This is a genomic window from Pseudomonas sp. A0308 (assembly GCF_044218815.1).
Classification (GTDB): Bacteria; Pseudomonadota; Gammaproteobacteria; order Pseudomonadales; family Pseudomonadaceae; genus Aquipseudomonas; species Aquipseudomonas iridis.
Map to the genome: position 1 here is coordinate 3653599 of NZ_CP162581.1, position 14241 is coordinate 3667839.

Here is a 14241-nt window from a genome sequence, read left to right on the forward strand (position 1 = left end):
GGACAAGGGCAGAGCAGAACACAGCAGACGCCAGGCTACGATGCCGCGCCCAGGTATTATCTCGACCTGTTTGCCAATCACGGGATCAGCGACTGGAGCACTTGCTGCGCCGTATTATCTGTGTTGCCAGGAAACCTAGTGATGTTTCCAGTAGTGAAACCACCAGCTATCACTGGCTGGAAGGGGTCGCTATTAATATTGATATTGTAGTACGACAGCTGGTTACCAAACTTGCCAAGCGCAACTCCGTGTACAGAGTTGGCACCAGCTTTACGCAGAAATGCAGCTGCTACCCCAAAGGACACCCCGTAGGTAGTGCAGTCATCAATGACGATCACGTTTCGCCCTGCAATCTTCCCTTTGTAAAAGGGGTTTAGGTGAAGCGTGGTTATCTGTCCGCTAGGATCGGTGCGGTCGCCGCCAGGATTAGCTGAGCGCTTCACTGAGGCTGTATGGCGGATAAAAAGGGGAACTCCTGCCTTGGCGAACTGAACCCTTGATGTCACGGTGCGTAGGCGGTGTGTGAATTCGGTCAAAACTTCGTCGGCGCCAGTGGTATTACCGGATGAAGGATAAACACCCCATAAAAGGTTGGCTGCCTGATCTATGTTGTTGATCAGCATCGACCGGGCTGTAACAGCCAGCAGAGCTGCAAGGCGTGCGCCGCCATTTTTCACTGTCAACTTTAGTTTTTGAGCGAACTGTTGCTGCGTTACTCCTTTGTGGAGAGTCGACAGATCTACCAGTGCGTGGATGGTGTAGTTATCGGCTCTTCCATCGAACCACCATTTGCCGTTCCAGCCGTTTGTAAGGACGGTCAGTTGCTCAAGCTCTTGTACGGAATCAATCTTTTGTCCAAACTTTACTATCTGTGGATCGGTTGACCAGCCAGCAGCTACAAGCACAGCCTTTCCATTTTTGGCCATTTGCAGATCGTCGGCGCTTGCGGCAAGAACCAAAATATCATGTGTTTTCACATTGAGATTTTTGGCAATATTTTTAATTATCTCGCCTTTTTGGCGAGCTTCAGCAGGGATAAAAATTACCTGGGAGCCAGCGAACTCCCGGTCAAACCATTCTGGCTTCTGATGGTTGGATATCACGCCGACCCGATTGCCATTTGCGGCAATTCGGATCAGTCCCTGAACGATATCAGGTGCTGGTAGCCCATTTATGGTTATAGCAGCCGGGGAAGTAGTTAGAATCAGCATCCTTTCTGGCTTCCTAGTCAAATGAGCGGGAGTTGGCTTGGTTGGTTTAAGCCATTGGCTTCGATAGTGTCATCTGACTCTTTCTCTGACTCTGGCTCTAAAGTGTCTATCGTTTTTTCTACAGGTAGATCTGCCGTGCTCGTCGGCATGCTTTCCGGAGCTTCCAGCAGCACAGACTTCAAAAATTGAATTAGACTTTCTGTTTTCGTTGGTACTTCGTACCACGATGCCCGGTACTCAGCAGCTGAGAATGGAATTTCCGGTCGGGAGTTTTGAGTGCCTGGAAGAAACACATTTACGATCCGTTTTTCATACCTGCTGGCGTATTTAACCGTATGAGCTGTTCCGCTCTTTATGCTCCACTCGGAGGGAATGAGCACATCACATAGAGCCGCTTGTATCCTATTGCGGCGTACGAAATTTTCGGCGCTGTAAGATTGATTAGGTAGGTATTCAGATACGATGCTACCGCCGGCTTTGAGAATTTCCTCTCTCAGCTCGTTGGAGCCTTTTGGATAGTTCTGAAGAATTCCTGTCCCGAGCACGGCCACTGTTGGAAGGGAATACCGGATAGACGATATGTGTGCTACTTGGTCGATCCCTAACGCTAGGCCACTCACAGTGACGCATCCGATGCGAGCCAAAACCCCGAGCACGTACTTCGTCAGGAACAGGCCATCGTCGGACGGTTTCCTGGTTCCTACAACTGCGACCGACGGCTTGCTCAGATTCTCGGGTATGCCTTGAATGAATATCCATTCTGGCGCATCAGGGATAGCTCTCAACTTTTCGGGAAACTCTGCCTCTGCCTTGAAGATCAGCCGAACCCCCAAGCTCGTAAGAGTTCGCGCAAGCGCGATTCCTTCCGACCATAGCGATTCCTGGCCAGGCTCTCCGTCGTAACCCGCAGCGGCCAGGGGTTTTTCCACTCCTGCTGGCCCTGGCGCCCTGAGCGCCTCCTTGAATCCATAATTCGCTTGAGCGATTTTATGAAGCGACCAAAAGCCAATGCCATTTACCGCTGTGAGCGCAAGGAATGCTATGCGCTCGTTTCTCCAAAAGTCCCTGTCTTCCATAGCTTGCCTTTGGCTGCCCTTGTGACCCGATCTGCCTGAAGGCAAATTTGCCGTGAGTGTGTATGCCATAAGGAAGAACCGATTTCCTTCCGCTGGATATCAGCTCAGGTGAATGCTGTCAGATGCTCATCTTACCCAGTCTGGCAGCTCCTGCCAGAGTCATCCATACCTATCTGATCAACATAACAAGCTGGACGCCAATACAGTTGAGGCGAGCTGTTATCGTCCTTCACGTTCAAGGGTGTATTGTTTTACAACATAAACAGGTTATGCGCACCCGCTGCGGCAATCAGCAACGCGCGTTTGGCGGCCATCTGCCCTTGAACTTCATTGAGATCGGGATAGGGTCTGGCGGCATGGATCAAACCGTCCGATACGTAAGGCTCCACCGGCGTATGCCCATTGAAATGCGCCACCGCTTCCAGCAGATGATCAACCGCATACACCTTCAAACCCGACGCCAGGCACGCCTCCTCGGCGTTCGCTCGCGGCACCACCAACGCCCGCCCGGCCTTGCGCGCCGCCAGTGCCGCTGGCAACACCCCGCGTACCGGCCGCACCGCGCCGGACAACGCCAGCTCACCGAGGCATTCCACCTCATCCAGTGTGAGACACGGCACCTGCACACTCGCCGACAAAATCCCCAAAGCAATCGCCAGATCAAACCGCCCGCCATCCTTGGGCAGATCCGCCGGCGCCAGATTCAAAGTGATCCGCCGCGCCGGAAACTGCAGCCCGGAATTGATGATCGCGCTGCGTACCCGATCCTTGCTCTCCTTCACCGCCGCCTCGGGCAGTCCGACCATGGTCAGGGAGGGCAGACCGTTTGCCAGATGAACTTCGACAGTGACGGCGGGAGCATCCACGCCAATCTGGGCGCGACTGTGGACGATGGAGAGGGACATGGTCGTTCCTTGAGCTGAATCGGGGGCCGCTTCCTGCGGGTTTTTTAAGGGTAGTCGGGAGAAGTCGTTTCAGCAGGGAGGTGTACAGGGCAACGTTTCGCAGAATGTTGCAGGAGCGAGTCGAGAAATTCTGAACCAGAACTGCAAGCAGAATTAGCGATTATTACTGTAGGAAATGGCGATCTTTTAAGTGCGAGCCAAGGCGCGTGAGTAGGCCATTTCCGAAAGCTTTGAGGGAGCACCGAAAGCGCGGGATGCCTTGTTTGATTTTTTCGACATCAGCCCCGAGGATGTTGAAATCATCGATTACCACTGAGGTGAGTATGACTAAAAATGGTATGCGTCCGGTACATCCGGGCGAGATCCTCAAAGATGAGTACCTGGAGCCTCTGAACCTGACGGCTGCTGCGCTGGCGAAGGCCACTCCGACGGTGAACGACATCGTTCTACAACGCAGAGGTGTCAGCGCTGATATGGCGCTCAGACTGTCCTACTGTCTGGACACCACTCCAGAGTTTTGGCTGAACCTGCAATCGACTTACGATTTGCGCAAAGCGGAAATTGAAAGAGGTGCTTCTATCCGTGATCAGGTGGAGCAGCTCGCACATTGCGCGTAATTATTTAGATCAAGCAGTGAAGTCATGCGTGACTGAATGGAACTATGAATTCTGAACAAGTATTGCAAATCCAGGCGCTCATCGAAGCCGACCCAGTGCGCATGAGCATATTGAGTCTGGTGCAATCTCTTGGATTACCTGATTGCTGGGTAGGCGCAGGGTTTCTGCGTAGCGCGGTTTGGGATCACTTGCACCAGCGTGCTTACTCGCAATTGCCTTCGGACATCGATGTCATCTGGTTCGATCCGGGGCGGGCCACTGTTCAGTCAGACACTGAACTGGAAGCCTGTTTGCGAAACATGGATGCTTCATACAATTGGTCAGTAAAGAACCAGGCGCGCATGCATCTGCGAAATTCTGATACGCCATATGCCAGCGCAATTGATGCCATCAGGTTCTGGCCGGAGACAGCCACGGCAATTGCCATAAGGCTCGACTCGCAAGGCGCTCTGGAGGTCGCAGCGCCGCTTGGTTTGGAGGATCTGTTGCAACTTGTTGTTCGACCTACGGCAAGGTTCCAGATCGACAAACGGGAAATCTATCTGGAACGCATGCAGGGGAAAGACTGGCTTCGCACTTGGCCAAATCTGAAGTTTACCGAGTAAACGCCTTTTTTTGATCAAAAGATCGCAGCCTTCGGCAGCTCCTACAGGGGGAGTGCGGGGTTACTCGGCGGGCGGCGTCAGCTTCGCTTCCATCTCGGCAACTTTCGCTTCGAGACTTTCGAGGCGGGCACGGGTGCGGGCCAACACCACCATCTGACTATCGAACTCTTCACGGCTGACCAGATCGAGTTTGCTGAAGGCACTTTGCAGCAGCATCTTGAATTGGCTTTCGATTTCGGCTTTTGGCAGCGGGGTGTCGCCGCTGAACAGGCGGGAAGCGGTGCCGCTCAGGGCGTCGAGGAAGTCTTTGGGCGCGAGCATGGGAAATGTCCTGGAAACAATGGCCGGCAGTGTATCACGCAGTGTCTATAGTCAATCTCGTCGTCAGGGATGCACGCTTTTCGCGCAGGCAGACGGACGGTGACGCACCGTTGTTGTGCGTATCCGCGAAGCGTTTTGCACGCGAGTGCTTGCGGTAGCGGCCAAGGGATTGAAATCAGAGGTTTTTGCCGAGATGGCAAGGTTTCTGCTTAGTCACTCTTGACCCATGCACTGATGCAGTCGCTGTGACGAATGCAGTGCGGCAGACGAAGCGGGGAGTTTCGTCAGCAGCGGTTAGCTGGCGTCAGTCGGGCAGGTAAGGCCGACGATGCGTTACAAAGCCAGGCACTGCGCTTAGACTTGAGTCGGGTTTGTTTTCCTGGGGCAAGTCCACCAATTCGGGAGAGAGTTTTCATGAAGCTAGTCACTGCCATCATTAAGCCGTTCAAGTTGGACGACGTGCGCGAGTCGCTGTCCGAAATCGGCGTGCAGGGCATTACCGTTACTGAAGTCAAAGGCTTCGGCCGGCAGAAGGGTCACACCGAGCTGTATCGCGGCGCGGAATATGTGGTCGATTTTCTGCCCAAGGTGAAAATCGACGTGGCCATCGACGACAAGGATCTGGATCGGGTTATCGAAGCGATAACCAAGGCGGCCAACACCGGCAAGATCGGTGACGGCAAGATCTTCGTGGTCAATCTGGAACAGGCGATTCGCATCCGTACCGGCGAAACCGATACCGACGCGATTTAAGCGCCGCCACAAACCCAACGCCCCAGGAGAAAACAATATGACTCTGCGTAAATTCGCAGGGCTAGGAGCCCTGTTGTCCATCGTAATGCCCGGCCTTGCAATGGCGGCAGACGAAGTGGCGGCCCCAGTCCTCAATTCCGGCGACACAGCCTGGATGCTCACCTCGACGGCCCTCGTGCTGTTCATGACCATTCCCGGCCTGGCGCTGTTCTACGGCGGCATGGTTCGCTCTAAAAACATTCTTTCCGTGTTGATGCAGTGCTTCGCCATTACCGGTCTGATCAGCATCCTGTGGGTCATTTATGGCTACAGCATCGCGTTCGACACCACCGGCATGGAGCAGGGCGTCGTCAACTTCAACTCGTTCTTCGGCGGCATGGGCAAGGCGTTCCTCGCCGGTGTCACGCCTTCGAGCATTACCGGTCCTGCCGCGCTGTTCCCTGAGGCGGTGTTCATCACCTTCCAGATGACCTTCGCGATCATCACTCCGGCGTTGATCGTCGGTGCGTTCGCCGAGCGGATGAAGTTCTCCGCGATGCTGATCTTCATGGGCATCTGGTTCACTCTGGTGTATGCACCAATCGCGCACATGGTCTGGTCCGGTAACGGCGGCCTGATGTGGGACTGGGGCGTACTCGACTTCGCTGGCGGCACCGTGGTGCACATCAACGCCGGTGTTGCCGGTCTGATTGCCTGTCTGGTACTGGGCAAGCGCAAAGGCTTCCCGACCACGCCGATGGCGCCGCACAACCTTGGTTACACCCTGATGGGCGCCGCGATGCTGTGGGTCGGCTGGTTCGGCTTCAACGCCGGTTCCGCTGCTGCGGCCAACGGCACCGCTGGTATGGCTATGCTGGTCACCCAGATCGCGACCGCTGCTGCTGCACTGGGCTGGATGTTTGCCGAATGGGTCACTCACGGTAAGCCAAGCGCACTGGGCATCGCTTCTGGTGTGGTTGCCGGTCTTGTGGCGATCACCCCGGCTGCCGGCACCGTCGGCCCGATGGGCGCACTGGTGATCGGTCTGGCGGCAGGCGTGGTGTGCTTCTTCTGCGCCACTACCCTGAAACGCAAACTCGGTTACGACGACTCCCTGGATGCCTTCGGCGTGCACGGTATCGGCGGTATCCTCGGCGCGATCCTCACCGGTGTTTTCGCCGCTCCTGCTCTGGGTGGCTTCGGCACTGTCACCGACATTGGTGCGCAGGTCTGGATTCAGTGCAAAGGCGTCGGCTTCACGGTCATCTACACCGCGATCGTCACCTACGTCATCCTCAAGGTCCTGGACGCCGTAATGGGTCTGCGTGTGACCGAGGAAGAAGAGTCGGTTGGCCTCGATCTGGCACAACACAACGAACGCGGCTACAACCTGTAAGACGCGAAGTAAAAAATTGCCCGGCTTGCCGGGCATTTTTTTGCCCGGGATTTGTCGTTTAAGGAACAGCTGAAAGGATTTTTCGTACGCCTTTAGTCGTGTTTACGACGAGCGTTTTTCTACGGCCAAAGGCTTACATCATTGCAGGAATATTAGGGCCTTTGTTTTTTCCCAGAGCGCGCTAGAATGCGCCCCGAACGTGCGGAGAACTGTATGTGGCAACAGACTCTGATAACCCTGCGGGCAAGGCCCCGGGGCTTTCATCTGGTAACGGACGAGTTGATTCATGGCTTGCCCGAACTCAGGGAGTGTCGGGTCGGTCTGTTGCATCTGTGGCTGCAGCACACCTCGGCATCGTTGACCATCAACGAGAACGCCGATCCGGCGGTCCGTCGCGACTTCGAACGATTTTTCAATCGTCTGATCCCACAAGGAGCAGACGGCTATGAGCATAACGACGAAGGCCTGGACGACCTCCCGGCGCACTTCAAGGCCAGCGTGCTTGGCTGCCAGATCAGTCTGCCGGTTTCGGCAGGTCGATTGGCACTGGGAACCTGGCAAGGTGTTTATCTGGGCGAGCACCGTGATCACGGCGGTGCCCGTAAAGTCCTCGCCACCTTGCACGGTGAAGGGGCATAGCCGCTGGTCAGCAGCGGCGAACGATTTTTTAACGGCGACTTTCGACAGTTGCCAAAGCTGGTCTATAACTAATCTGCTTTTCGCAAGTCATGAGGTAGAACATGAGCGACGATGATCTGGAAAACGACGACCTCGAAGTAGGCGACGAAGACGAGGCCGAGGAAGGCCTGGAAGCGGCAGCGGAAGACGTTGCTGACGACGATGGCGGCGAAGATACGCCGGCCCCGGCTGCCAAAGGCAAAGCCAAGGCTGCGGTGTCGGTAGACGATTTGCCGAGCATTGAAGCCAAGAACAAGGAGCGCGATGCCCTGGCCAAGGCCATGGAAGAGTTCTTGTCGCGTGGCGGAAAAGTGCAGGAAGTGGAGGCCAATGTGGTCGCCGATCCGCCCAAGAAGCCGGACAACAAGTACGGCAGCCGCCCTATCTGAGGCGTGCCGCTTGCTTGCTGAAAAAGCCCGCCGTCGCTGCGGGCTTTTTCATGTCTGGAATAAAGCTATCGTAGTGAACGCAATTCCCCTGTGGGAGCGAGCCTGCTCGCGAAAGCGGTGGGTCAGTCAACATCAGTATCGAATGACAGAATGCCTTCGCGAGCAGGCTCGCTCCCACAGGGGTAGTAGATCAGTTCGAGGGGGCATTCCAGCGCGCCAGCACCGCCGGTAGGTCGCTCAAGCTACGAATCTCGGCATCCGGCAGACGATCCGCTTCCCAGTCTTTACCCGCCGGGTTGAACCACACCGCGCGCAACCCTGCTTCCTGCGCCCCGGCAATGTCATCGCCCGGATGATCGCCAATATGCACCGCGGCTTCGGCGCTCACGCCGCCGCGCTGCAATGCCTCGTGAAACAGTCGCGCATCCGGTTTGGCGATGCCGATGTCTTCGGCGCAGAGCGCAAACTTGAAGTAATCCGCCAGTCCCAATCGACGCACGTCGGCGTTGCCATTGGTGACCACGCCGAGGGCGTAGTGGTTGGCGAGAATTTCCAGTACCGGCTCGACTTCTGGGAACACCTCGATCTGGTGCCGCGCATGCAAGAACACTTCAAAACTCTTGTCCGCCAGATCCGACGCTTCGCCATGGGCGTAACCCGCCTCTTCGAGGGCGTGGAACAACACCCGCCGGCGCAACGCACTGATGCGGTGTTTGAGGCCCGGTTCATTAGCCAGCACCCGTTCGCGGATCGACCACAAGTGCTCCACCGGCACCGCGCCCAGATTCGGCGCATGTTCGCTCAGCCATTCGCGCAATATCGCTTCGGCACTGACGATTACCGGAGCGGTGTGCCACAGGGTGTCGTCGAGGTCGAAGGTGATCAACTGGATGCTCATGAGTCCTCGCCTTTCATGCGTTTGGCCCGTGGATGGGCACTGTCGTAGACCGCCGCCAGGTGCTGGAAGTCCAGATGGGTGTAGATCTGCGTGGTCTTGATATCGGAGTGGCCGAGCAGTTCCTGCACCGCGCGCAGGTCCTGCGAGGATTCCAGCAAGTGACTGGCGAAGGAATGCCGCAGCATATGCGGATGCAGGTTCTGCCCCAATTCACGCTCGCCGGCCAGTTTGACCCGCACCTGAATGGCTCGCGGGCCGAGGCGCCGACCTTGCTGGCTGACGAAAACGGCGTCATCTGCCGGGTTGGTCATGGCCCGCAGCTGCAGCCATTGTTCGAGGGCTTCGCGGGCGTTTCTGCCGACCGGCAGCAGACGGGTTTTGCTGCCCTTGCCGAGCACCTGAACCATGCCGTCGGCGAGGTCGAGCTGATCGAGATTGAGCCCCGTCAGCTCCGACAAACGCAGACCAGAGGAATAGAACAACTCCAGAATTGCCTGATCACGCAGCGCTAGAAAATCATCCTCGACCGCACCCTCAAGCAACTGCAGCGCACGGTCGGTATCGAGGGTTTTCGGCAGGCGACGTTCACCTTTCGGTGGCGCGAGGCCGGTGGCCGGATCGTGATCGCAGAGCCCTTCGCGGTTCAGATAGTGATAGAGCCCGCGCACTGCCGAGAGCAAGCGGGCGAGGCTGCGCGAGGACTGGCCCTGGGCATGCAGGCGGGCGATCAGGCTGCGCAGGCGCTGGATGTCCAGCGCGGCCCAACTGCCGATGTTCTGTTTGACGCACCAGCCGAGGACTTTATCGAGGTCGCGGCGGTAAGCCGACAGCGTGTGCGGCGACACCTGTCGCTCACTGCGCAGGTGTTCGCAGTAAGCGTCCAGTTGTCGTTCCATGTTCAGCGTACCGAGCGCAGCGAGCTGTTGACCCGTGGCAGCACGCGTCCCATGACTTCGGCGATGTAGCTGAGGAATAGCGTGCCGACCGAGCTCTTGTAGTGCTGCGGATCACGGCTGGCGATGGCCAGAATGCCGTGGATGCCCTGATGACTGATGGCGACCACCGCGGTGGAACCGATCTGTTTGCGTTGTTCTTCGCCGAACAGAAAGTCCAGCTCATGGTCACGCAGGGTGCCGCTGACGCTTTTGCCTTCGGTGAGCAAGCCGCCGATGGCAACTTGTGCGTCGGCGTGGCTGACCCAGCGCCCGACCGGCGCCGGGTTGTCGCCGAGCAGGATCAGGCTGACGAAGGGCACCTGGAAATCCTGACGCAGGCTGTCTTCGACGCTGATGACGACGTCTTCCAGGCTGGTCGCGTCCATCAGGGCAAGAATCAGACGACGGGTCTTGTCGAACAGGCGATCGTTGTCGCGGGCGACGTCCATCAATTGTGAGAGGCGATGACGCATCTCGATGTTGCGTTCGCGCAGGATGGTCATCTGCCGCTCGACCAGTGACACGGTGTCACCACGTCGGTGGGGAATGCGCATGGCTGGCAGCAGTTCTTCGTGCTCGACGAAAAACTCCGGATGAGCCTCCAGGTACGCGGCAACCGCTGCCGCCTCCAGGCTCTCGGACGCTGATTCGTCGGACTGTCGGGCGGGTACCTGAGGCTTATCGGTCATGGTTTCTGCTCACTCAAAGACGCACTTGTCCTTCGTATACACGCACTGCCGGACCGGTCATCAGCACCGGTTGGCCAGGGCCTGCCCATTCAATGGACAAACGCCCGCCAGGCAGGTCGATCAATAGCGGCGAATCCATCCACCCCTGACTGATTGCAGCGACGGCCGCCGCACAAGCGCCGGTGCCGCAGGCCTGGGTTTCCCCGGCGCCACGTTCCCAGACGCGCAGTTGGGCACGGTTGCGGTCGATGATCTGGATAAAACCGACATTGACCCGCGCCGGGAAGCGCGGGTGGTGCTCGATTTTCGGCCCCAATTCATGCACCGGAGCGCTGTTGATGTCCTGCACGCGCAACACGGCATGCGGATTGCCCATCGACACGGCGGCCAGTTCGACCGTTGTGCCGTCGACGTCCAGTTGATAGCTCAAGGCCTGCGCCGGTGCTTCAAACGGAATGTCCGCTGGCACCAGGCGTGGGGCGCCCATGTTCACGCCGATCTGGCCATCGTTACGCACGTCCAGTTCGATGATGCCGCCCTTGGTCTCGACGCGGATCTGCCGTTTGGCAGTCAGACGCTTGTCGAGCACAAAACGCGCAAAGCAGCGTGCTCCGTTGCCGCACTGCTCAACTTCCGAACCATCGGAGTTGAAGATCCGATAGCGGAAATCGACGTCCGGGTTGCTCGGCGCTTCGACGATCAGCAACTGGTCAAAACCAATGCCGGTGTGTCGATCGCCCCATTGCTTGGCGTGCTTGGGCTGAATATGCGCGTGCTGGCTGACCAGGTCGAGAACCATGAAGTCATTGCCCAGACCGTGCATTTTAGTAAAACGCAGCAGCATGGGTTACTCCGGCAGCAGGCTTTCGCCGGCAAACAGCTCGGCCACGGTTTCGCGGCGACGCACTTCAAATACTTGATCACCGTCCACCAGCACTTCGGCCGCACGGCCGCGAGTGTTGTAGTTGGAGCTCATGACGAAACCGTACGCGCCGGCCGAATGCACCGCCAGCAGGTCGCCTTCGGCCAGGGCCAGCTCGCGATCCTTGGCGAGGAAGTCGCCGGTTTCGCAGATCGGGCCAACGACGTCGTATTGACGCGCGGCGGTGTCGCGCGGCTTGACCGCCGTGACGTCCATCCACGCCTGATACAGCGCCGGGCGAATCAGGTCGTTCATCGCCGCGTCGACGATGGCGAAATCTTTATGCTCGGTGTGCTTGAGGTACTCGACCTGAGTCAGCAGCACGCCGGCGTTGGCGACAATGAAACGGCCCGGCTCGAACACCAGTCCCAGATCACGACCGTCCAGACGTTCGCGCACGGCTTTGATGTAGTCGGCAGCCAATGGCGGCTCTTCGTCGCGATAACGCACGCCCAGGCCACCACCGAGATCGATGTGGCGCAGGTGAATGCCGCAATCGCCAAGACGATCGACCAGATCCAGCAAACGGTCGAGCGCATCAAGGAACGGTGGCAGCGTGGTCAGTTGCGAACCGATGTGGCAGTCGACACCAATCACTTCCAGGTTCGGCAGGTGCGCGGCGCGTACATACACGTCTTCAGCGTCGGCGATGGCGATGCCGAACTTGTTCTCTTTGAGACCGGTGGAAATGTACGGGTGGGTGCCAGCATCGACGTCCGGGTTCACACGCAGCGAAACCGGTGCGCGAACACCCAGTTCAGCGGCGACAACTTGCAGGCGTTCCAGCTCGTCGGTGGATTCGACGTTGAAGCAGTGCACGCCAACTTCCAGCGCACGGCGCATGTCGTCACGGGTCTTGCCGACGCCGGAGAAGACGATCTTGTCGGCGCTGCCGCCAGCGGCCAGTACGCGTTCCAGCTCGCCACGGGAGACGATGTCGAAACCGGCGCCGAGACGGGCCAGGACATTCAGGACGCCGAGGTTGGAGTTGGCTTTGACGGCGTAGCAAACCAGGTGCGGCATGCCGGCCAACGCATCGGCGTAGGCCAGATACTGGGCTTCGATGTGCGCGCGCGAGTAGACATAAGTGGGCGTGCCAAAGCGGTCGGCGATGGCGGACAGCGCCACACCTTCCGCGAACAGCTCCCCGCCACGGTAGTTAAAAGCGTCCATGGCGATCCCTTAGTAAACGTCGTGCTTGTGTGCTTTGGAAGCAGGCTGCTTTTGCGAAGACTGGGCTTGCTCGGCCGGGTCCTGATCGTCATCCGGCAGGTACAGCGGGCCTTTTTGACCACAGGCCGAAACGAGGCAGGCAACCGCGACGAGCGCAGCAAGGGAAGAGATCAGGCGCTTCATGGCGAAATCCTTGAAAATACGTTAATTGCGCCGGAGTATACCGACCACCCGGCAGCTTGCCTATGCGACGGGCCTCCCGTCCGGCGGGGCTCCCGAGAAGCGCATCATTCCCTGTGGGAGCAAGCCTGCTCGCGAAGGGGTCGGCAAGTTCAGCGGGCTCTTTGGCTGACACAGCGCTTTCGCGAGCAGGCTCGCTCCCACAGGTGCTGTGTGAAGGGGCAGTAAGGCACTTGGTCGTTATCCTTTGCAATCGGCCGGAAGCGTCCGTATCTTGCGGCGCTTGAGCCTGATCAGACATTTTTTGAGGTTGCCACAATGAGTTTGTCCGAAGCCCGTTTCCACGATCTGGTCGATGACACCCAGGAAAAACTGGAAGACATCTTTGACGAGAGCGACCTGGATATCGATCTGGAAAGTTCGGCCGGTGTGCTGACCGTCAAGTTCGAAAACGGCTCGCAGCTGATCTTCAGCCGTCAGGAGCCGCTGCGTCAGCTGTGGCTGGCGGCCGTCTCGGGTGGTTTCCACTTCGATTACGACGAAGAAAGCGAGCGCTGGATGTGTGACAAGAGCGAAGAGCAGCTGGGCGAGATGCTTGAACGCATCGTCAAGCAGCAGGCTGGCGCCGAATTCGATTTCGAAGGCCTGTGATTCGTGACTGATACCGCTCCCGTCCGTCCGCCCAAGCCGCTCTACAGCAATATCAGCCCGGCGGTGCCTTCGCCGTGCAGCGGCGTGTGCCGGCTGGATGAGCAAAAAGTCTGCCTCGGCTGTTTCCGGCATGTTGAAGACATTCGTGAGTGGCGCTCGGCGGATGATGAGCGGCGGCGAGTGATCGTCACCCAGGCTGCCCATCGCAGGACTGCGTCCCTGTAGGAGCTGCCGAAGGCTGCGATCTTTTGATCTTGATCTTCAAAAGCACAGATTGCAGCCTGCGGCAGCTCCTACAGGGGACGTGTGTCGCTGGGCATGACTTGTATATTTTTTGAGCTGTGATAGTGTCCGGAAACGCCTCAACCCATCGAGGCCTGGTGAAAACCCCGCCTTTTTTGGCGGGGTTTTTTGCTTTTTTTGCGCAGAAGAAAGGAGTCTGCCCGGATCATGACCGCACCTTCCATCACTCTTACCCGTCTGGACGTTCAACGTCTGGAGCGCCTGATCGACAGCCTGGATGACACGCTGCCGGGCGTGATTGCGTTGCAAACCGAACTGGATCGCGCCGATACGCTGGTCAGCCACGATGAAGTGCCTGCCGATGTCGTGACGATGAATTCCCGCGTGCACTGCCGCGAAGAAGGCAGTGGCAAGGATTACCATCTGACGCTGGTCTATCCCAAGGATGCCAATGCCGATGAAGGCAAGATTTCGATTCTCGCACCTGTCGGCAGCGCGCTGCTGGGCCTGAAGGTCGGACAGCACATCGACTGGCCGGCACCGGGCGGCAAGACCCTGAAACTGACCCTGCTTGAAGTCGAATCGCAACCGGCCAACGGTGGCGCGTTCCCCGAGTAAAT

18 protein-coding genes and 1 pseudogene are annotated in these 14241 nt (G+C 57.9%); 9 read left to right on the forward strand and 10 right to left on the reverse strand.

Annotated features, from left to right (window positions below; genetic code table 11):
- Nucleotides 1–77: 77 nt before the first annotated feature.
- The 3 genes and pseudogenes from AB4P92_RS16795 to AB4P92_RS16805 form a co-directional block, all read right to left on the reverse strand.
- On the reverse strand, nucleotides 78–1211 hold the full coding sequence (locus tag AB4P92_RS16795; protein WP_020799355.1) for a phosphoribosyltransferase: 1134 nt from the start codon (nucleotides 1209–1211) through the stop codon (nucleotides 78–80).
- A 17-nt stretch (nucleotides 1212–1228) separates the two neighbouring features.
- A complete protein-coding gene (locus AB4P92_RS16800; protein ID WP_256228617.1) occupies nucleotides 1229–2287 on the reverse strand; it encodes a DNA-processing protein DprA in 1059 nt (352 codons plus the stop codon).
- A 257-nt stretch (nucleotides 2288–2544) separates the two neighbouring features.
- Nucleotides 2545–3192 (reverse strand): annotated as a pseudogene (locus AB4P92_RS16805) (magnesium chelatase domain-containing protein); the annotation flags it as partial.
- Nucleotides 3193–3515: 323 nt separating this feature from the next.
- Here AB4P92_RS16805 and AB4P92_RS16810 point away from each other — a divergent pair.
- Together AB4P92_RS16810 and AB4P92_RS16815 are read left to right on the forward strand one after the other, a co-directional pair.
- Nucleotides 3516–3809 carry a HigA family addiction module antitoxin gene (locus AB4P92_RS16810; RefSeq protein WP_115146622.1) on the forward strand — a complete coding sequence of 98 codons (294 nt, stop codon included), beginning with the start codon at nucleotides 3516–3518 and terminating at the stop codon, nucleotides 3807–3809.
- A 44-nt stretch (nucleotides 3810–3853) separates the two neighbouring features.
- Nucleotides 3854–4414 (forward strand): nucleotidyltransferase family protein, encoded by a 561-nt coding sequence (locus tag AB4P92_RS16815; protein ID WP_115146621.1) that lies wholly within the window; start codon nucleotides 3854–3856, stop codon nucleotides 4412–4414.
- 60 nt (nucleotides 4415–4474) lie between these two features.
- Here the strand turns inward: AB4P92_RS16815 and AB4P92_RS16820 are convergent, their stop codons facing one another.
- On the reverse strand, nucleotides 4475–4735 hold the full coding sequence (locus AB4P92_RS16820) for an accessory factor UbiK family protein (protein ID WP_007920416.1): 261 nt from the start codon (nucleotides 4733–4735) through the stop codon (nucleotides 4475–4477).
- A gap of 414 nt (nucleotides 4736–5149) precedes the next feature.
- On the opposite strand from AB4P92_RS16820, the gene glnK reads away from it, so the two are divergent.
- The 4 genes from glnK to sutA all read left to right on the forward strand — a co-directional run bounded on the left by glnK (nucleotide 5150) and on the right by sutA (nucleotide 7930).
- Nucleotides 5150–5488: a P-II family nitrogen regulator gene (glnK, locus tag AB4P92_RS16825; protein WP_002555808.1), complete on the forward strand. Its 339-nt coding sequence runs from the start codon at nucleotides 5150–5152 to the stop codon at nucleotides 5486–5488.
- Nucleotides 5489–5525: 37 nt separating this feature from the next.
- Nucleotides 5526–6863, forward strand: coding sequence for an ammonium transporter (locus AB4P92_RS16830; RefSeq protein WP_042561723.1), 1338 nt, complete (start codon nucleotides 5526–5528; stop codon nucleotides 6861–6863).
- A 213-nt stretch (nucleotides 6864–7076) separates the two neighbouring features.
- Nucleotides 7077–7502, forward strand: a complete 426-nt coding sequence (locus AB4P92_RS16835) for a secondary thiamine-phosphate synthase enzyme YjbQ (RefSeq protein WP_042561722.1) — start codon at nucleotides 7077–7079, stop codon at nucleotides 7500–7502.
- A 101-nt stretch (nucleotides 7503–7603) separates the two neighbouring features.
- Nucleotides 7604–7930: a transcriptional regulator SutA gene (gene sutA / locus AB4P92_RS16840; RefSeq protein WP_042561721.1), complete on the forward strand. Its 327-nt coding sequence runs from the start codon at nucleotides 7604–7606 to the stop codon at nucleotides 7928–7930.
- Between the two features lie 190 nt (nucleotides 7931–8120).
- Here the strand turns inward: sutA and AB4P92_RS16845 are convergent, their stop codons facing one another.
- Genes AB4P92_RS16845 through AB4P92_RS16870 form a run of 6 tightly spaced genes read right to left on the reverse strand, consistent with a single transcriptional unit; the run spans nucleotide 8121 to nucleotide 12730 of the window.
- A complete protein-coding gene (locus AB4P92_RS16845; protein WP_395597902.1) occupies nucleotides 8121–8828 on the reverse strand; it encodes an HAD family hydrolase in 708 nt (235 codons plus the stop codon).
- Nucleotides 8825–9724: a tyrosine recombinase XerC gene (xerC, locus tag AB4P92_RS16850; RefSeq protein WP_395597903.1), complete on the reverse strand. Its 900-nt coding sequence runs from the start codon at nucleotides 9722–9724 to the stop codon at nucleotides 8825–8827. Before xerC ends, AB4P92_RS16845 begins: the two co-directional genes overlap by 4 nt.
- 2 nt (nucleotides 9725–9726) lie before the next feature.
- Nucleotides 9727–10452 carry a DUF484 family protein gene (locus AB4P92_RS16855; RefSeq protein ID WP_042561718.1) on the reverse strand — a complete coding sequence of 242 codons (726 nt, stop codon included), beginning with the start codon at nucleotides 10450–10452 and terminating at the stop codon, nucleotides 9727–9729.
- 13 nt (nucleotides 10453–10465) lie between these two features.
- Nucleotides 10466–11296, reverse strand: a complete 831-nt coding sequence (gene dapF, locus AB4P92_RS16860) for a diaminopimelate epimerase (protein WP_042561717.1) — start codon at nucleotides 11294–11296, stop codon at nucleotides 10466–10468.
- Between the two features lie 3 nt (nucleotides 11297–11299).
- On the reverse strand, nucleotides 11300–12547 hold the full coding sequence (gene lysA, locus AB4P92_RS16865) for a diaminopimelate decarboxylase (RefSeq protein ID WP_042561716.1): 1248 nt from the start codon (nucleotides 12545–12547) through the stop codon (nucleotides 11300–11302).
- Nucleotides 12548–12556: 9 nt separating this feature from the next.
- Nucleotides 12557–12730 carry a lipoprotein gene (locus tag AB4P92_RS16870; protein ID WP_042561715.1) on the reverse strand — a complete coding sequence of 58 codons (174 nt, stop codon included), beginning with the start codon at nucleotides 12728–12730 and terminating at the stop codon, nucleotides 12557–12559.
- Nucleotides 12731–13045: 315 nt separating this feature from the next.
- Between AB4P92_RS16870 and cyaY the strand changes: the two genes are divergently transcribed.
- The 3 genes from cyaY (at nucleotide 13046) to rnk (ending at nucleotide 14239) form a co-directional block, all read left to right on the forward strand.
- Nucleotides 13046–13378 carry an iron donor protein CyaY gene (gene cyaY / locus AB4P92_RS16875; protein WP_042561714.1) on the forward strand — a complete coding sequence of 111 codons (333 nt, stop codon included), beginning with the start codon at nucleotides 13046–13048 and terminating at the stop codon, nucleotides 13376–13378.
- Between the two features lie 3 nt (nucleotides 13379–13381).
- Complete coding sequence (locus AB4P92_RS16880) at nucleotides 13382–13603, forward strand: DUF1289 domain-containing protein (RefSeq protein ID WP_080896076.1); 222 nt, start codon at nucleotides 13382–13384, stop codon at nucleotides 13601–13603.
- Between the two features lie 225 nt (nucleotides 13604–13828).
- Complete coding sequence (gene rnk / locus AB4P92_RS16885) at nucleotides 13829–14239, forward strand: nucleoside diphosphate kinase regulator (protein ID WP_042561713.1); 411 nt, start codon at nucleotides 13829–13831, stop codon at nucleotides 14237–14239.
- The last annotated feature ends 2 nt before the right edge of the window (nucleotides 14240–14241 follow it).